Genomic DNA, 18,664 nt, shown 5'->3' on the forward strand with positions numbered 1-18,664 from the left:
TACTATCACTTTCCCCACCCATAAAGGTAGACTTGAATTAATGCAACAAAATATATTTTATATTATAATCGTTAAGGATTGTGAGCTGGTATACACATTTTGGCATGAATATTATTTTTATAAGGGAGGTACCTCACTTGTCATTGTTACATTTCGTTGTACTTGCGCCATTTGTTATGGCAATCTTTCTGCCATTTCTTTATTACAAATTCCGCAGTATACACACAGGATGGTTCCTTCTGCCGCTGCCGCTGATCTTATTTATTTACGTGGCTACATACATTCCCTTTGGAGGCGGGGGGATGGAGGCAGTCGAGCATACCGTTCAGTGGGTTCCCTCTCTAGGGATTAATTTCACTGTATATTTAGACGGACTGAGCATGCTGTTTGCGCTGCTGATCACCGGGATCGGTACGCTTGTCGTGCTCTATTCTATTTTCTACATCACTAACAAGCCTGATGAGCCGTTAAACAATTTTTACGTTTATCTGCTTATGTTTATGGGTGCGATGCTCGGTGTCGTTCTATCCGACAACCTGATTGTCCTCTACGTATTCTGGGAGCTTACAAGCCTTTCTTCTTCCTTATTAATTGCCTACTGGTTTCATAAGGAGAAATCACGCTACGGTGCCCAGAAGTCCATGCTGATTACGGTTAGCGGCGGTTTCGCGATGCTTGCCGGCTTTGCCCTTCTTTATATCATTGCAGGAAACACCTTCAGCATTCAGGAAATTATCAGTCAGGCTGATGCAATCGTACAGGATCCGCTTATCCTTCCTGCGATGCTGCTTATCCTGCTGGGGGCCTTCACGAAATCGGCTCAATTTCCATTCCACATCTGGCTTCCTGATGCGATGGAAGCACCAACGCCAGTAAGTGCCTATCTTCACTCTGCAACAATGGTTAAGGCAGGGATTTACCTGGTTGCCAGACTCACACCGGTATTCGGTCTGACGGCTGAATGGTTCTGGATATTAGTTATCTTCGGACTGACAACACTTTTATGGGGTTCTATTTCAGCGGTTCGCCAAACCGATTTGAAGGGAATACTCGCCTTTTCAACTGTCAGTCAGCTCGGCTTGATCATGTCGCTGCTCGGTATGGGAGCTGCGGCGCTGCACTACGACTTCATTGAAACGGAGACGATGTATTACACAGCGACGATGGCTGCTGTTTTTCATCTGATTAACCATGCTACCTTTAAAGGTGCCCTCTTTATGGCAGTCGGTATCATTGACCATGAGACCGGCACGAGAGATGTTAAACGACTGGGCGGACTGATGGCTATTATGCCGATTACCTTTACAGTCTCTCTGGTCGGGTTAGCAGCGATGGCTGGCCTTCCGCCTTTTAACGGCTTTCTAAGCAAGGAGATGTTCTTTACAGCCACGTTGAACGTTGCTTCACTCGATATTTTTAATCTGGAAACACTCGGAGTCTTTATACCGATCATTGCCTGGATTGCCAGCGTGTTCACCTTTGTATACAGCATGATGATGTTTACCAGAACGTTCACAGGTGAATTTAAGCCGGAAAATTATGAAAAAGAAGTACATGAAGCTCCGGCGGGACTGCTTATTTCCCCGATCATTTTAGGCTCTCTTGTTATTTTGTTCGGCCTGTTCCCTAACCTGCTCGGCTACACGCTGATTGAGCCGGCTATGCAGGCAATACTGCCAGGCATCACGCCAGTTGGCGAACAGTTCTACGTGAATATTTACCACTGGCACGGTATAAATACTGAGCTGCTGATGACCGTAGCTGTCGTTTTATTCGGTCTTGCGATTGCATTGAATTTGAAAAAGTGGCAGGAAGCTGCTTTCTTCCAGCGAGAGCGCGATCCGCTCAACCGTGCCTATGATTTCGGATTGGACCAGCTCGTGGTGCAGTCCCAGAATGTAACGAATGCGCACATGACAGGCCGTCTGCGTGATTACATGCTTTATATGGCAGTTTTTATAGTCGGTCTTGGGTTGTTTACGTTTTTCCGCTATAACTCACTCGATATCAATCTGGAAGGTCAGGGAGGTATTCCGGGCTACGCAATTCTCGTAATCGGAAGCCTGCTTGCTGCGACACTGGTGCTTCCGTTCGTTCACAAACGGATTACTAATCTCGTTCTTCTCGGGGTGATCGGGTTTTTAGTAGCACTGCTGTTTGTGATCTTCCGTGCTCCCGACCTGGCACTTACGCAGCTGCTGGTTGAGACCGTGATGGTCGTGCTGTTCCTGCTTGTGTTCCGGCATATGCCGGAAATCACAAAAGAGAAAAAAGCGCCTCTTACTACGGCTTTTAAAGCGGCTGTTTCCGGTGCTGTCGGCGTGTTTGTCATTTTGACCGGCTTGTCTGTACACGCACTCCGGGCCGAAAGTGACATTACGCCAATATCAGATTTCTTTATTGAAAACTCTGTTCCACTGGCCGGCGGATATAACATGGTAAACGTCATCCTGGTTGATTTCCGCGGTCTTGATACACTGCTTGAAGTTCTCGTGCTGGGGGTTGCTGCCCTGGGAATTGTCACGTTGATTAAGCATCGCTTGAAAGGGGATGAAGACGTATGAAAACGAACTTCTTGATGCTCCATACGATCACTCGAATCGTCTCCTTTATTGTCCTTTCTTTTTCTGTCTATTTGTTCTTCGCCGGGCATAATGCCCCCGGCGGAGGATTTATCGGCGGTTTGATGATGGCTGGTGCCTTGATCTTGCTGTATGTAACATTTGACGTTGAGCGTATCAACAAGGTGCTCCCTTTTGACTACACTGCCATCATTGCCATTGGTCTTCTTCTCGCGATCCTTACAGGACTGAACAGTTACTTGTTTGGGGATCCGTTTTTAACGCAGTACTTTGAGTATTATCAGATTCCGTTTGTCGGAGAAGTAGAGCTGACAACCGCACTTCCTTTTGACCTCGGAATTCTGCTCGTCGTTGTAGCAGTTGCCCTGTTAACGATTATTTCGATTGCAGAGGATGTTTCGTAATGGAAATACTAATGATCTTTACATCTGGAATAATCATCGCCGTCGCTACGTATCTGTTTATGACTCGCAGCCTTCTGCGAGTTGCGTTTGGGGTTGTCATGCTGTCACACGGAGTTCATTTGCTCATTCTGACTTTGTCAGGATTGGAAACCGGGGCTCCGCCGCTGCTCACTGAAAATGCCGAAGCCTACACCGATCCGCTTCCTCAGGCGGTTATCCTGACAGCGATCGTTATCAGCTTCGGAGTGACAGCATTTTTGCTCGTACTCGCCTATCGTACGTATAAAGAGCACGGCACAGAGGATTTAGAAGAATTGAGAGGTAATGCCGATGAATAATATCGTCCTGCTCCCGGTTCTTATTCCATTTATTGCCGGAGCCGTACTCATTTTGTTTCGCAACTTTCCAAAACTCCAGCGTATATCCAGTGCGGCTGTCATGCTCATTATGCTGGCAGCATCTGTGCTGCTTGTCTATTCTGTTTATCAGGACGGCATTCTTACTGTAGAGCTTGGAAACTGGCCCGCCCCGTTCGGGATTGTGCTGGTCGGTGACTTGTTTGCTTCACTGATGGTGCTGTTGAGCAGCATCACTGGGGTTACCTGCTTGTTTTTTGCCTTTCAGACAATCGCAAAAGAACGGGAAAAATACTTCTTTTATCCGTTTTACTTCTTTTTGCTGACTGGTGTTAACGGGTCCTTTTTAACAGGAGACTTGTTTAACTTGTTCGTCTTTTTTGAGGTGATGCTGATCTCCTCCTTTATCTTAATTGTCACAGGGGGAACAAAATTTCAGCTGCGCGAATCATACAAATATGTGGTTATCAATATCTTTGCCTCTATGATGTTTCTCGCCGCGCTTGCCTACATTTACGGACTGACGGGTACCCTTAACCTGGCACACATTGCCCAGCAAATCGAGGAAATCGGTCAGACCGGCGTAGTCAATACGGCTGCTATCATGCTGTTAATCGTTTTCGGGATAAAAGGGGCTTTATTTCCCCTCTACTTCTGGCTTCCGCAGTCATACTACGGACCACCAGCCGCGATCGCAGCATTGTTTGGCGGATTGCTGACCAAAGTCGGGGTCTATGCGATTTTCAGAACCTTTACGCTTATATTCGTGCACGATATATCGTTTACTCACACGGTTCTGCTCGTGCTTGCAGCGCTTACGATGGTGCTCGGGGTTCTTGCAGCAGTCGCCCAGTTTAATTTTAAAATGATTTTGACATACCATATAATCAGTCAGATCGGTTATATGATCATGGGGCTTGCGATTTTCACTCCCCTCGCTGTAGCGGGTGCTATTTACCACATCGCTCACAATGTGGTCGTCAAGTCAGCGCTCTTTCTGTTTGCAGGGGCTACACAGAAAATTACAGGCACGAATAATTTGAAAGAAATGAGCGGTTTGCTGAAAACCCATCCGGCGCTCGCCTGGTTATTTTTCATTGCCGCTGTTTCTATTGCCGGCATTCCTCCGCTTAGCGGATTTTTCAGTAAGTTCGCACTCGTCTTATCAGGTCTGGAAGCTGAAATGTATGTGATTGTCGCCGTTGCTCTGATAGTTGGTGTCTTTACTCTCTTCTCCATGATGAAGATATTCATTTATGTGTTTTGGGGGTCACCGTCTCTTCAGCGGTCGGATTACAGCCACATTAAACTGGCGCCGCTGCTGATGCCAATCGTGCCGTTTATCGTCCTGACGATTGCAATGGGACTTTTTGCAGAACCGGTGTTCACGTTCATACAGCTGACGGCCGACCAGATCCTCGATCCGTCAATTTACATTGACGCCGTACTGGGGGAATAGATTATGCAATTTCAAATTTTATTAAACATTGTCATTGCGCTTATCTGGATGCTGCTTCAAAACTCGTTCACGTTTGTGCATTTCGTATTCGGTTACATTGTAGGCCTTGGAATGCTCTTCTTTTTGAGACGCTTCCTCCGCTTTGATTTTTATTTCAGAAGAGTGTATGCGTTTATGAAGCTGCTTCTTCTGTTTGCCTATAAATTGGTAGAAGCGAACTGGGACCTGATAAAAATCATTCTCAGACCAAAAATGGACATCACTCCGGGAATTATAGCCGTACCGACGGTCCTTAAAACCGATTGGGAAAAAACACTTCTTGCAAACTTAATTTCTCTAACTCCCGGTACGCTTACGATGGACTTTTCAGAGGATGGAAATACGCTTTTCATACATGCCATAAACGTTCCGGATAAAGAGCAGGCCATTCGGGAAATTCACGAATCATTTGAAAAAGCGATTCTGGAGGTGACGCAGTAATGATTTTGATCACCGCACAGATTACGCTCGTTCTGCTTGCTGTTTCTATCATTCTTTGTGTCGTTCGTCTTGTTAAAGGACCTTCGATGGCAGACAGAGTAGTCGCACTTGATACGATTGGGCTGAACTTAATCGGCTTTATCGGACTGATCATGATGGTACAGCAAACTATTCTTTATGCAGAGGCGCTCCTGATCATCGCTATTCTTGCCTTTATCAGCACAGTTTCCTTTGCTAAATTCCTGGAAGGAGGGGTTGTCGTTGATCGTGATGGAAGTTCTCGTTAGTCTCCTCCTCATTACAGGCGGTCTGCTGAGCTTTCTGGGGTCGATTGGAATCCTTCGCTTCCCGGATGTTTACGGACGGCTGCACGCTGCGACGAAAAGCGCCACCCTTGGCGTTATTGGTATTTTAACCGGCACCTTTCTTTACTTTTTGGTGATGCACGATATTTTTGTCGGGAAAGTTCTGCTGGGAATCATCTTTGTATTCCTGACAGCTCCTGTTGGGGCCTTCATGATTTCAAGAGCTGCGTACCTAACTGGAGTGCCGCTGTCGAAACTGACAGACCAGGATGATTTAAAGAAAGCCCGCAGCGAGGCAGAAAAAATTGAATCATAGTGAAAGCAAAAAGGGGAGGCGCCTGTTCTGCGCCTCCCCTTCTCTTTATTTTTCTAGTTGTTAACGCTGCCCTTCTACTGCAACTGCTTCCCCCTGTCTCACAAACGTTCCTGCTTCTTTTTTCCATTTAACATCAGGACGCTCGTACAGAAGGACAACACTTGATCCGAACCCAAAGGCTGCCATCTCGTCGCCCTTCTCAAATGATTCCTGCAGACTTGAGGGAGTAATACTATTCACATTAAGTGCGCCTATTTTAGCAGTGATATATCGGCCTGCCTCTCCCTCCATTTCCGTCATAAGCCTGTAGTTATCGGCAAGCGGTGTTCGTCCCAGCAGAAACGCCATGTCATTGACTGGCTCGGAATACTCACCGGCGGCCCACCGTCTCAGCACTCGGCCAGCCGAAGCAGCATGTATCCGGTGGTATTCTTTCGGAGACAGATAAAAAACTGCAAAGCTGCCGTTCTGGTAACGCTCTGCTGCGCCTGTCACGGCAAGAAGTGTTTGTGCGCTGTGCCTCACTCCCTTTACTTCAAAGGAGCCGTCGCCGCTTAGACTGCCGCATGCAGTCAATACACCATCAACAGGACTTGCGATCGTTTTTTCAAGCATGGTCACCGGCCGGCTTCCTTCCAGCGTCCTGCGCGAAAAAAATTGCTGCAGCGATCGATAGGAGCCGGGATCCTCCAGGTAGTCGGTCATATCGACTTGAAACGTTTTGATAAAGCCGGGAATCAGCAGGCTGCTCGCCCGTGAAGACACGAAAGAACGCAGCAGCTTCGCGTAAAGCGGATTATGTGTTAATTCCAGCATGGTTGTGTAAACTCGTTTATTCATCATCATCACTCCAGCGGTTTCGTATGCTATCCTTATTGTAGCAGAGAACGATCTGATGCGCCTCTGATGAAAGGAGATCGCCATGCAGTTGATCATGTCGCACAACAACCTCGATTTTGATGCGCTTGCCTCCCTGATTGCCGCTAAAAAGCTGTATCCGGAAGCTGAGCCTGTTCTGCCCTCCAGATTGACATCGGAGGTCGAGCATTTTATTACGATTTACAAAGATATATTCCCGTTCATCAAAATTCACGAAGTAGATTGGAGTCGTGTGAAAGAATTGATCCTCGTAGATGCTTCCTATCTGGATCGTCAAGCTGGAGAAGGGGCCGATGCTCTTCCTGTCACGATTATTGATCATCATACGAATGAAAAGGCAGCATTTACGAATGTCCAATCCGTCCAGAACGAGGCCGTCGGAGCCTGTGTTACACTGCTGGCAGAGCATATTCATGCGAGGTCGATTCCCATCTCTCCTTTGGAGGCAACGGTTTTTGCACTCGGTCTTTATTCCGATACAGACTCCTTTACTATCCCGGGGACGACCGCCCGGGATTTAGAAGCCGGTGCTTATTTTCTGCGTGCAGGTGCAAATCTAAAAGTTGTGGACCAGTTCAGAGAAACACCGCTCTCAACTGATCAGCAGCGGCTTTTTCAGGAACTGCTTGAGAATGGCGAACAGCATACAATTGATGGGATTGACATTATGCTTAGTGCTTCTGATCAGGATTACTATACCGGCCACCTTGCGCACATTTGCAAAAAGCTTCTCCAGGTAACCGGTCTGGACGGCGTCATCGTTGTATGCGGGATGGGAAACAAGACGTTTATTACGACGAGAGGCCAATCTGAGCAGGTCGATTTCCGTGCGCTTGTCGATCACTTCGGCGGCGGCGGTCACGCTCAAGCAGCTTCGGCTTCTGTCAAAGGGATGTCTGCGGCAGAAGCTGCCGAGAAGATCAAGTCAAAGCTTGCCGAAGCAGTGGTTCCGGCTTTAACAGCTTCTGATCTTATGTCGTCTCCGGTACGAGTTATCGCGCCGGAAACAACAGTCGAAACGGCTGTCAAGATGATCTACCGTTACGGCCACAGCGGTTTTCCGATTGTGGAAGACGACCGTCTGACCGGCATTATCTCTCGGCGGGACCTTGACAAAGCACTTCATCACGGGCTCGGTCATGCCCCGGTTAAAGGGTTCATGCAGCGAAATCCCGTATGGATCGACGGCTCTGTCCGACTCGATCAAATCCGCACAACGATGATGGAAAAACAAATTGGCCGTTTGCCCGTTCTTCAAGACGGCAGACCTGTTGGCATCGTATCCCGTTCTGATATTATTCAGGCCATGCACGGGCGCCAGCCTTCCTCCAGCAGCATCCGCAGTGGAGGACCTGTAAAGCGTCAAGTCGCTAAAACGATGGAAAAGCAGTTTCCGCCTGAGCTGTTAACGATTATCAGCTCTATCCAAAAGCTGGCAGATGAACAGCGTATCCCTGTGTTTATTATCGGCGGTATTGTTCGAGACCTGTTTCTCAACATTCCAAATGAAGATCTCGATATTGTGCTTGAAGGCGATGCTCCCTCTTTCGGCGCTTCCCTCGCTGAAGCCTACGGTGGACGTTTAAAAGTTCACGAAGCTTTTCGTACAGCAACATGGACAACCGTGGAAGGCAGCAAGGTCGATCTGACAAGTGCTCGAACGGAGTACTACGATTTTCCTGCTGCGCTGCCGCGCGTGGAGCTTTCTACGATACGGGAGGATTTGTACCGCCGGGACTTCACGATTAATACGCTTGCGGTTCAGATAAACCGATCCAGGTATGGAGAGCTGACCGATTATTTTAACGGACTCGAGGATCTAACCAACCGAAAGCTTCGCATTCTTTATAACCTAAGCTTTGTCGAAGATCCGACACGTATTTTGCGGGCGGTCCGTTTTGAAACTCGTTTTATGTTCCAAATGGAGGCCCAGACGAAATACTTAGCAGAAGAAAACAAGGAACTGCTTGCCTCTGTCAGCCACTTTCGCCTGTCTGAAGAGCTTTACCGGCTTTTTACGCAAAGTGAACCTTTAAAAGGTCTGGAACGCTTGTTTTCCTTCCAGCTTCAGAAGATTCTTCTGTCCGCTCCGGAAGAGCCAGCAGTCGTCCGTCGCCGGCAGCGCCGTATGAACAGGTACAGACGGATATTTCAACAACAAGGCGTCGCATTTCCCGAAGCGGCGTGGATGGCAACGATGCTGTTCATGACGTCTTCCAGCTCCTCTTCGGTACAGAATGTCCGCTCTTATGCGATGAACCGGCAGGAGGAAAAAGCATGTGATGCATGGCTGTCTCTTTGGAGCTATACAGAAGGAAAAAGGATGCCTTACCGGGATGCTCACGCTGCCGCATCCCACATACCTGACTGGGCTGCTGTCGCCTTTGCAGCATTCTCCGAAGAACCTTCACTTGCCCGCTACGTTTGGAGACGGCTTGATGCGAGGCATGCATTAAAAGGGAAGGATTTGATTGAAGCAGGATTCCATCCTGGTCCGGTTTTTTCAGACATGCTCTTCGAAGCGGAAATGCGCAAGCTTGAGAATCCATCTCTTACGAAAGAAGAGCTGCTTGCTCCATTCATAAAAGCCGGTCATGCCAGCATGTGAGGTTTACCGCCAGTTGCTCTATCTGATAAGATAGCTTAGTAGACCATATTTTTTACGAAAGGGCTGAACACAATGAGTGTACACATAGGCGCACAAAAAGGGGAGATTGCAGAGGCGATTCTGCTGCCGGGAGATCCGCTCCGGGCTAAATATATCGCCGAAAACTTTTTAGAGGACGTCACGCAGTACAATGATGTACGCGGAATGTACGGCTATACAGGGACATACAAAGGCGAACGGGTTTCTGTTCAAGGAACGGGCATGGGTGTTCCATCTATCTCCATTTATGCACACGAGCTGATTAACAGCTACGATGTGAAAAAGCTGATCCGTGTCGGCACTTGCGGTGCTATTCAAAAGGACGTTAACGTTCGTGACGTCATTATTGCGATGAGTGCAGCGACAAACTCCGGCGTTAACCAGCACTATTTCAAAGGAGTTGATTTCGCTCCAACAGCAGATTTCGATCTGTTGAAAAAAGCATACGACGGTGCTCAGGCTCAAGGCCTGAACGTTAAAGTCGGCAGTGTCTTCACTAGCGACGTTTTCTATAATGAGGATGAAACACTGATTCCAAACTTGGCTAAGCATCAAGTGCTTGCAGTGGAAATGGAAAGCTCGGCGCTTTACACGATTGCTGCCCGCTTCCAAGTACAGGCCCTTTCTGTCCTGACGGTCAGTGACCATATTATTACGGGAGAGGAAACGTCCTCTCAGGAACGCCAGGAAACCTTTAATGAAATGGTGCATGTCGCCCTTGCCGCAGCTGTATCTGACAGCTGATCCCCTTTTTTTAACAAAGCAGCCGGTCCAGAAGCAAATCTGACCGGCTGCTTATTGATTTACGCGTTCTGCCTCTTAATAAATTAGATCGATGAATCCTTCACGCGGAACCGGCCCAAAGTAATATGTCATATCTGCATTTTCGACTGCCTGAAGAATCGCATTCCGCTCATATTTGACCCCTCGCAGCTTATCCTCCAGGTCGGAAACTTCGCCAATACCGAAAAAGTCGCCGAAAATTTTGATATCTTGAATCGTGCCTTTCGATACATTTAATCGCACGTCTACGGTGCCTGCGCCTTCAAAACGTTTGGATCGTTCCAGATCAAACTTTGGCGATTTTCCGTAGTTCCAGTCCCAATTTTTATACCGCTTCTCTGCGAGAGCCTCAATAGCTTGCCAATCCTCCCTGCTGAAGCGGTGTGTCGGAATTTCGGCTCCTTCAAAAATATGATCAAGAATCAGCTGTTTCAGCTTCTCTACGTCGATCTCCTTTTCGGTGAGCTCGTTGATGTTAGCCACTCTCGCTCGGACCGATTTAATCCCTTTCGATCGCATTTTTTCCTCATTAACCTGAAGAGAATCCACAATGTTTTCCATCTTTACATCTACGAGCAGCGTTCCGTGGCTGAACATTTTGCCTTTAGTTGAATACTGGGCGTTCCCCGATATTTTTTTGTCATTTACATGTATATCGTTTCGACCACTCAGCTCCGCATCTATTCCGAGGCTTTTTAAAGCCTCAATTACAGGCTCCGTAAATTTTGCATAGTTGGAAAAGCTGTTGCCATCGTCTTTTGTCAAAAAGCTGAAGCTTAAATTGCCAAGGTCTTGATAGACGGCTCCGCCTCCTGACAGGCGGCGGACGACTTTAATATTGTTCTCGTCGACAAACGCTTTATTGATCTCCTGATGCGTATTCTGGTTTTTGCCTATAATAATACAAGGTTCATTTACGTAAAAAAGCAAGTACGTTTCCTCGGAAGGCAGCGTCTGCAGTGCATATTCCTCCAGAGCGAGGTTCAAACCCGGATCATGAATATTTTCATTATCGATATAGATCATATTATCAGCCTCCTGTTCAGTCTCTATCTATCGTACCATATCTCGTTTGTACCCGTGCTTATTACACCCGCTTGGAAAACGCTTTATGCTATACTGAACTCATTCTGCTTTAGGAGGGAATTTGACTATGGAATTTGTCACATTAAATAATGGAATACGTATGCCGCAGCTCGGTTTTGGTGTCTGGCAGGTGCCCGACGACGAGGCGGAGGAAGCAGTTACGAACGCACTTGAAGCGGGCTACCGCTCCATCGATACGGCAATGATTTACCAAAATGAAGCAGGTGTTGGAAAAGCACTGGCTAACACCTCGATTCCCCGGGAAGAATTATTTATCACAACGAAAGTGTGGAACGCTGACCAGGGCTACGATCAGACGCTGCAAGCGTTCGAAGCAAGTCTGGAACGGCTCGGCCTTGACTACGTAGATTTATATTTAATTCACTGGCCGACGCCTGAATTCGACGAGTACGTCGACACGTATAAAGCACTTGAAGCGCTGTACGACAGCGGTAAAGTAAAAGCAATTGGCGTTTGCAATTTTGATATCGAACACTTAGAGCGGCTGAAGCAGGAATGCTCTGTTACACCGGTCTTAAATCAGGTAGAGTGCCATCCGTTCCTCGCTCAGGAAGAGCTGCGGAACTACTGCGATACGAATAATATTTTTATTGAAGCGTGGAGCCCTCTCATGCAAGGGGGAGAGGTGCTGAACCATCCGGTTGTGCAAAACATTGCCGATGATCATCATAAAACAGGCGCACAGGTTATTCTGCGCTGGCATTTACAGCGGGGTAATATCGTGATTCCGAAATCCGTTACACCTTCCCGTATTGAAGAAAACTTCAATGTGTTTGATTTCGAACTGACGGATGATGAGCTGGAGATTATTAATAATCTGGACAGAGGTGTTCGAAAAGGCCCAAAGCCGGCGGAAATGAACAAGCGCTGATCCGATAATAAGGAGACAGCTTGCTCCCTTCTCCCCCGTTCATGTACTAATAAAAGAAGAAGCAGGCACCTATTGAGAGGTGCCTGCTTTCGTATAGTTATGACTCTCTGCTGATGACTTCCTGAGTTTACAAGGAGCCGGCCTTCTGTCTGGCGTACTTTTCCATGCGTTCGTATGCAGCTGTTTCATCTGGAAACGCCGTATCAACGTTCAGCTGAAAGCCGCTGAAATCCCCATCCTCGACCGTGATGGAGCCTGCCCACTCATAAGTGGCATTACCAATCAACCGCATCTCGTAAGCCTCACCGTGCTTTTCTGGAATAACATGAACCATGCCGCCCGGATTGTAAACCGTGAGCTTGGAGCCGAGCTGTTGTCCACCGTCAAGGCAGCTGACGAGAGCAGATGCTGACATTGCTGTCCCGCAGGCGTTTGTCAAACCTACCCCTCTTTCGTACGTGCGCACAAAAATACTTCCATTCGCAAGCTCTTTTACAAAGCTGACGTTTGTCCCATTTGGAAGCAATTCTTTTAATTCGTTTGCACGCTTTCCACATGCTTCCACTTCTTTATCCTCAAACTGATCGACTAAGGCCACGAGGTGCGGATTCGGCACGGATAAGGCTGTAAAGCGAGCAGTAGGATGAATCTCCGGAATCGCGGCAAGCCTGAGCTCCGACTCTGCTGCGACCGGCACCTCTTCCGGCTGGAAAGAGACCGGCTTGATCGCCACTTCATAGGTAGGAATCTGTTCAAAAACCGGCTCCTGAACCCCTGTAGCAAGCGGAGCTTTCATCGTTTCCACCAGGCTTTTCTGTAAACCTGTCTGCTCCAAAATATAACGTGCTGCACAGCGCAGGCCGTTGCCGCACATTTCCGCCTCTGAACCATCACTGTTCAGCATCCGCATTCGGGCTTTCGTTTCGGAGCCGGGAAGAATAAACAGCACACCGTCCGATCCAATTTTCCCGCCTCTGTCACTTAAGGCTACAGCCAGCTGCTCCCGCATCTCGTCTGTTAATTCCGGATTTTCCGTCCATTCATCGATAATGACGAAATCATTTTTTGATCCATGGCATTTCACTGCTTTTAGCTTCATTAGTACGTTCCTCCTGCATAAAAACTGATAGTTAAAGCTGCACGTCCCAGGACGCATTGGATATCTGCTCTGCTTCATCGTCGGTTAAGCGGACACTCAGCGCTCCTGCGTGCTCGATTGCATGCTTCTCAGATGACGCTCCCGGAATAGCAAACACGAGATCCCCGTGATATTGAATCATCCAGCTCAGAACTACCTGGCTGACTGTTGCCTCATATTTTGCTGCTGTTTCTTCAAGCAGCTTCATTAGCGGCCCTGTTTTTTCGAGATAGCCTCTCCGGAAGCGCCCCATCCATTTTCTCGGACCACGTTTTTTCTTAATGGCCTCCGGATCCTGATGGTATTTGCCTGTTAACAGCCCCTGCTCCAGAGGCGAATATGCAATAATGGAAATTCCAAGCTCCCGGCACGTGTCAAAAAGACCATTTATTTCGGCTTTTCGATCAAGAAGGCTGTATTTAATTTGGTTGGAAGCAAGTGGCACTCCCTCAGCATGGAGCGTTTTGTATGCCTCGAGCATTCGCTTTTCAGTAAAGTTTGAAACGCCTATTTCTCCGATTTCCCCTCGCCGCTTCAGCGCGAGCATCGCTTCCATCTCCTTGCGCACAGAAGAAAAAGAAAACGGCTGATGGATTTGGTAAAGCGCGATCGGACGCTGGTTTAAGGCGTCGCGCCTTGCCGCAATTGTTTTCTCAATAGAACGGGACGTCCGTCCCCCAGGCCACCATTTATCTGCAATATAAACCTCATCGAGTCCAGTCTCTTCCTGATCGAGCGCATCTGCAAGGGCACGTTCCGATGCCCCGTTTCCGTAAACCTCTGCTGTATCAAACCAGTTGATTCCTCCCGCCAGCGAGGAACGGACGATTGCCTGCATGTCCTCCGACTCTACATCATCCCAATAGCGGCCAACTGCGTTAGCCCCGCGGCTGAACTGCCAGCAGCCGATTCCAATTGGCGAGAGCATGGGTCCCTCTTTTCCGAGTTTTCTATTCTCATGATTCATACCGGCACCTCCTGCTTTACTAGCACTACTTTATCACGATTCCGTTTCAGATTGCACTTGTGATCCTTAAGCATTCCTGCGGGCAATTTAACATGTTTCGATAGCATTGAATACCGTTTTACGCCATTATAAACCGTCTTCTGCCTTCTTGAGAGATGAACAGCTCAAAACTTGTATGCACCGTATTAACAGCCTGTTTATAAAAATAATACGCCCCGGGTTGACCCGGGGCGTACCGTGTATTAGCAGCAGTCGCTTGCACTATTGTTCATGACCAGTCCGCCGCCGTCCTGCGTTTCTTTATACGCAAGCTCCAGCGCACGTGTGTGTTCATGAACCATTTTTTCAAATGCAACCTGAATGCCGTTTACTTCTTCGATAATATCATCTTCTGCCGGCGCATCCAGCGCCAGTCCAAGCTGAGGGCCTCCTCAGCCCATGCCTGAGGCAAAGATTTTGATGTTATCTGCCTGATGTTCATTCATCAGTTCCTGAATATACGTTTTCGCTTCGTTCGTAATTTGCACGATTATTCACCTCGTTTACAGATCGATTCTTTAAGCATTTTAACAGGTAAACGCTCATCTGACAACTACTCAGCTTCTTTCAGAAAGAACGGCAACAGCCTCATACGGCTGTAACGACATTCGGCCGGATGTCTTACGCTGATAGTTTGAAATCAGCACCGTTCCCTCTCCTGTGTCTACTGGTTCCAAGACTTGATCAGAAAAGCTGCAGCAAACAGTAAGCTGCTTATTACCAAGACGTCTTTTGTATGCAAAAATCGTCTCACTGTCTGGATAAAGCAGCTCATAGTCTCCGTAAACGATAATATCATGCTCTTTACGTAGGCGGATCAGCTTTTGATAGACATAAAACAGGGAATCGGGATCCTTCAGAGCCTGCGCCGCATTTATTCGAGGATAATTCGGGTTAACTGCCAGCCATGGAATTCCTGCCGTAAACCCTGCATGTTCAGTATCATCCCACTGCATTGGCGTGCGGGCATTGTCGCGGCCTTTGCTATATATTTTTTCCATCAGTGCATCGTGCGATACGCCGGCGGCGCGCTTTTCTTTGTACATATTTAACGTTTCAATATCCTCGTAGTCGTCAATCGACTTAAAGCGTACGTTCGTCATCCCAAGCTCTTCGCCCTGGTATACATAAGGCGTTCCTCTCATCATATGCAGCATGATCGCTAGCATGGAAGCAGATTGATACCAGTAGGTCTGATCATCACCAAATCTGGAAACGAGACGGGGCTGGTCATGGTTATTTAAATACAAGCTGTTCCAACCCTTTTCCATTAGCGCATACTGCCATTTTGATAAGTTTTCACGGAGCTTCGGCATGTTGAAAGGAAGAACGTCCCATTTCCCTCCAGGTCCGGAATCGAGATCCACGTGTTCGAACTGAAAGACCATATTCAGCTCCTTGCGCTCTTCCTCCGTGTAGTCGATCGCCTGCAGCTCATTTACACCAGGCATCTCTCCCACCGTCATCACATCGCGGCCGGCCATAACCTCCGCGTGCATTTCCTGAAGAAATTCATGCATACGCGGACCATTCATAAAGAAATCCGCTCCGGATGCAAGCTCTCCAGGAGCAGCGTGCGGATTATCAGGAAGTCCTGGCTCTTTAGATAGAAAGTTAATGACGTCCATGCGAAATCCGTCTACGCCTTTATCGAGCCACATGTTCATCATGCTGTACACATCTTTCCGCAAAGCATCATTTTCCCAGTTTAAATCCGGCTGCTTCTTTGAGAAGAGATGGAGGTAATATTCTCCTGTCTGCTGGTCATATTCCCAGGCAGAGCCGCTGAAGTTAGACTCCCAGTTGTTAGGAGGACCGTCCTGCTTGCCCTCCCTCCAAATATAATAGTCACGGTACGGATTATCTTTGGAGGAGCGGGACTCTGCAAACCAGGCATGTTCATCAGAGGTGTGGTTGACTACAAGATCCATTACAAGCTTGAGTCCACGCTTATGCATTTCAGCTAATAGCATTTCCCAATCCTCCATCGTGCCGAATTCATCCATGATGGTGGTGTAGCTTCGTATATCATACCCATTGTCATCGTTTGGAGAGTCGTAAACAGGGCTCAGCCATACAACATCTACCCCAAGCTCTTTTAAATAATCCAGCTTCTCTGTTATACCCGGAATATCTCCGATTCCATCCTGATTCGAATCGTTAAAGCTTCGTGGGTATATTTGATAAACCACGCTTTCCTTCCACCAGCGCCGTGTATTTCCTGACATAAAGCAGCACTCCTTTTATGTATAAAACCTTATTGCAAACGGTTGCACTAAAACCTTAGCACATCTTTCCACACCTTGACAACTCCCTATTTATTTCGCAATTCGAATAAATTTTTGCTACAGTGTAGGTAATACATACGTTTAGGAGTGATAGAATGAAGCAACCCGCAGGTATTCAAGACTTATTTCGGTTATCTATCGTAGAAAACCCGCAGCTGTCTCCGGACGGGACAAGTGTGCTGTTCGTTCGGCGCCAGCTGCTGGACGACCGCTACGCTTCTCAGCTGTTTGTGCAGCGTCTGGATGAACCAGAAGCGGTGCAATGGACATTCGGACCCGGAACGGTTTCATTCCCTGCCTGGTCCCATGATGGTAAGCAGATCGCCTTTATCTATCGAAAACCCGATGAGAAAGCAGCAAGACTTTGCATAATTGCTGCAGACGGCGGAGGAATACAGGAAATACTAACGTTTCCTGCGGGTGCCGGACCCTTGATGTGGACTGCTGAGAGCAAAGAGCTGATCGCAGCTGTAATGGAAGAAACGGCAGAGCAGGACGATACGCCCAACGCACGCTCCATCACTACGCTTGACTATAAATCTGATAAAGCCGGTATGCACGAAGGCACCTATACACAGCTGATGTCATCTGACCCTCTCACTGGAGAATGGACATCGCTGACAGCATCTGCTGCGGACAAATCACTGCTTGATGTATCAAAAGACGGGACCCGCATTCTGTATACTGCGAATGAACGTGGCGACGGAACACAGGGCTCCGATCTGTATATACTGGACCGGCAAACAGGCCAGTCTGATAAGATCGCACATGGCTCCTACAGCAGTGCCTCTTTTTCACCAGACGAGCACTATGTCGCCTTTATCGGACATGATCAGACACATCGCGGAGCAGGTCAAAGTCACGTATCCTTTTACGACCTGCACGCACGCAAGCTGGTGACAACAGTGTCTTCGCTGGACCGCTCTTTCTCCGATACGATGATCGGTGATATTCGCGGCCCCGCAGCAGATCAACGGCCGATCTGGACCCATCAGGACACTGTCTGCGTTCCGGTTTCTTCATGGGGCAGTGTTAATATGAAGACCGTTTCCATGTCGGGCGAGATTGCGGCCGTAACAACAGGCAGCCACCACGTTTTTGATGCATCTTATCACGATCATTCCGGTCTCATGGTTGTCGGCGTCAGTACGCCTATGTGTCCAGGAGAACTGTATCTAATACGCAAAGGAGAGCTGCAGCCTCTTACATCGCTTCAACAGAGCTGGAAGGATCAAGTGGAGCTCCTGTCACCTGAAGAGATCACGTTTAAACGCGATGGATATGAGCTTCAGGGCTGGGTGCTTAGTCCTGAACATGCTGATGGACGAGGTCTCTTGCACATTCACGGCGGACCGCACGCCATGTACGGCAATACATTTTTCCATGAAATGCAAATACTGGCTGCTGAAGGAACATCCGTCTTTTACATGAATCCGCGGGGAAGTCACGGCTATGGACAAGATTTCGTGAATGCCGTTCGTGGAGATTACGGCGGCGGTGATTTTGATGACCTGATGATGTTTACAGATGAGACAGTTTCCAAGTATTCCTCTATTGATTCAAACAGGCTTGGGGTGACCGGGGGAAGCTACGGCGGCTTTATGACGAACTGGATCGTGGCTCACTCTGATCGCTTTAAGGCAGCTGCCACTCTGCGCTGTATTTCAAACTGGATCAGTTTTTATGGCGTCAGCGATATCGGCTACTTTTTCACAGATTGGGAGCATGGTACGGTACCGCCGGAAGGAGTGGACGAGCTCTGGAGAATCTCTCCGCTCAAATATGCCAACAACATTCAGACTCCTTTACTGATCATGCATGGAGAAGAAGATTTACGATGTCCAATGGAACAGGCAGAGCAGCTTTATATTCACTTAAAACGGCAAAACAAGCCTGTATCCTTTGTCCGTTTTCCGAACTCCAATCATGAACTGTCGAGAAGCGGCCATCCGCGTCTGCGCAGACAGCGGCTTACCTATTTGCGCGACTGGTTTCATGAGCAGCTGCTGAACACGTAAGCAGTATTTATATATCAAAAGCCAT

16 protein-coding genes are annotated in these 18,664 nt (G+C 48.0%); 11 read left to right on the forward strand and 5 right to left on the reverse strand.

Features of this window, described 5'->3' with window-relative positions; genetic code table 11:
* The first annotated feature begins 137 nt into the window (after positions 1–137).
* The 7 genes from ACFO4L_RS16595 to mnhG are packed head-to-tail and all read left to right on the forward strand — an operon-like array spanning position 138 to position 5,902.
* The gene (locus ACFO4L_RS16595; RefSeq protein WP_377910780.1) at positions 138–2,564 is read left to right on the forward strand and encodes a Na+/H+ antiporter subunit A; all 2,427 of its coding nucleotides are present in this window, start codon (positions 138–140) and stop codon (positions 2,562–2,564) included.
* Positions 2,561–2,986: a Na(+)/H(+) antiporter subunit B gene (locus tag ACFO4L_RS16600; RefSeq protein WP_377910782.1), complete on the forward strand. Its 426-nt coding sequence runs from the start codon at positions 2,561–2,563 to the stop codon at positions 2,984–2,986. The genes ACFO4L_RS16595 and ACFO4L_RS16600 overlap by 4 nt, the downstream gene beginning before the upstream one ends.
* Positions 2,986–3,324: a Na(+)/H(+) antiporter subunit C gene (locus tag ACFO4L_RS16605; RefSeq protein WP_168004817.1), complete on the forward strand. Its 339-nt coding sequence runs from the start codon at positions 2,986–2,988 to the stop codon at positions 3,322–3,324. Before ACFO4L_RS16600 ends, ACFO4L_RS16605 begins: the two co-directional genes overlap by 1 nt.
* Positions 3,317–4,801 carry a Na+/H+ antiporter subunit D gene (locus ACFO4L_RS16610; RefSeq protein ID WP_377910783.1) on the forward strand — a complete coding sequence of 495 codons (1,485 nt, stop codon included), beginning with the start codon at positions 3,317–3,319 and terminating at the stop codon, positions 4,799–4,801. Before ACFO4L_RS16605 ends, ACFO4L_RS16610 begins: the two co-directional genes overlap by 8 nt.
* A gap of 3 nt (positions 4,802–4,804) precedes the next feature.
* Positions 4,805–5,281 (forward strand): Na+/H+ antiporter subunit E, encoded by a 477-nt coding sequence (locus ACFO4L_RS16615; protein WP_377910784.1) that lies wholly within the window; start codon positions 4,805–4,807, stop codon positions 5,279–5,281.
* Positions 5,281–5,568 (forward strand): Na(+)/H(+) antiporter subunit F1, encoded by a 288-nt coding sequence (locus ACFO4L_RS16620; protein WP_377910785.1) that lies wholly within the window; start codon positions 5,281–5,283, stop codon positions 5,566–5,568. Before ACFO4L_RS16615 ends, ACFO4L_RS16620 begins: the two co-directional genes overlap by 1 nt.
* Positions 5,552–5,902, forward strand: coding sequence for a monovalent cation/H(+) antiporter subunit G (gene mnhG / locus ACFO4L_RS16625; RefSeq protein WP_377910954.1), 351 nt, complete (start codon positions 5,552–5,554; stop codon positions 5,900–5,902). The genes ACFO4L_RS16620 and mnhG overlap by 17 nt, the downstream gene beginning before the upstream one ends.
* Positions 5,903–5,962: 60 nt before the next feature.
* Here the strand turns inward: mnhG and ACFO4L_RS16630 are convergent, their stop codons facing one another.
* A complete protein-coding gene (locus tag ACFO4L_RS16630) occupies positions 5,963–6,742 on the reverse strand; it encodes a phosphatidylserine decarboxylase (RefSeq protein ID WP_377910786.1) in 780 nt (259 codons plus the stop codon).
* Positions 6,743–6,824: 82 nt separating this feature from the next.
* On the opposite strand from ACFO4L_RS16630, the gene ACFO4L_RS16635 reads away from it, so the two are divergent.
* Positions 6,825–9,389 (forward strand): CBS domain-containing protein, encoded by a 2,565-nt coding sequence (locus ACFO4L_RS16635; RefSeq protein ID WP_377910788.1) that lies wholly within the window; start codon positions 6,825–6,827, stop codon positions 9,387–9,389.
* Between the two features lie 72 nt (positions 9,390–9,461).
* Positions 9,462–10,172, forward strand: coding sequence for a purine-nucleoside phosphorylase (deoD, locus tag ACFO4L_RS16640; RefSeq protein WP_377910789.1), 711 nt, complete (start codon positions 9,462–9,464; stop codon positions 10,170–10,172).
* 75 nt (positions 10,173–10,247) lie between these two features.
* On the opposite strand, the gene ACFO4L_RS16645 is transcribed toward deoD, so the two are convergent.
* On the reverse strand, positions 10,248–11,237 hold the full coding sequence (locus tag ACFO4L_RS16645; protein WP_377910790.1) for a lipoate--protein ligase: 990 nt from the start codon (positions 11,235–11,237) through the stop codon (positions 10,248–10,250).
* A gap of 127 nt (positions 11,238–11,364) precedes the next feature.
* On the opposite strand from ACFO4L_RS16645, the gene ACFO4L_RS16650 reads away from it, so the two are divergent.
* A complete protein-coding gene (locus tag ACFO4L_RS16650; protein WP_377910791.1) occupies positions 11,365–12,189 on the forward strand; it encodes an aldo/keto reductase in 825 nt (274 codons plus the stop codon).
* 127 nt (positions 12,190–12,316) lie between these two features.
* Here the strand turns inward: ACFO4L_RS16650 and dapF are convergent, their stop codons facing one another.
* The 3 genes from dapF to ACFO4L_RS16665 form a co-directional block, all read right to left on the reverse strand.
* Entirely contained in the window at positions 12,317–13,288 is a 972-nt protein-coding gene (dapF, locus tag ACFO4L_RS16655; protein ID WP_377910792.1) for a diaminopimelate epimerase, read from the reverse strand.
* Positions 13,289–13,319: 31 nt separating this feature from the next.
* Complete coding sequence (locus ACFO4L_RS16660; RefSeq protein ID WP_377910793.1) at positions 13,320–14,294, reverse strand: aldo/keto reductase; 975 nt, start codon at positions 14,292–14,294, stop codon at positions 13,320–13,322.
* Between the two features lie 596 nt (positions 14,295–14,890).
* Entirely contained in the window at positions 14,891–16,561 is a 1,671-nt protein-coding gene (locus ACFO4L_RS16665; protein ID WP_377910794.1) for a glycoside hydrolase family 13 protein, read from the reverse strand.
* Positions 16,562–16,716: 155 nt separating this feature from the next.
* On the opposite strand from ACFO4L_RS16665, the gene ACFO4L_RS16670 reads away from it, so the two are divergent.
* Positions 16,717–18,639 carry a prolyl oligopeptidase family serine peptidase gene (locus tag ACFO4L_RS16670; protein WP_377910795.1) on the forward strand — a complete coding sequence of 641 codons (1,923 nt, stop codon included), beginning with the start codon at positions 16,717–16,719 and terminating at the stop codon, positions 18,637–18,639.
* Positions 18,640–18,664 lie beyond the last annotated feature (25 nt).

Origin of the sequence: Bacillus daqingensis, from assembly GCF_042654445.1 — a bacterium.
GTDB classification, from domain to species: Bacteria; Bacillota; Bacilli; order Bacillales; family Salisediminibacteriaceae; genus Alkalicoccus; species Alkalicoccus luteus.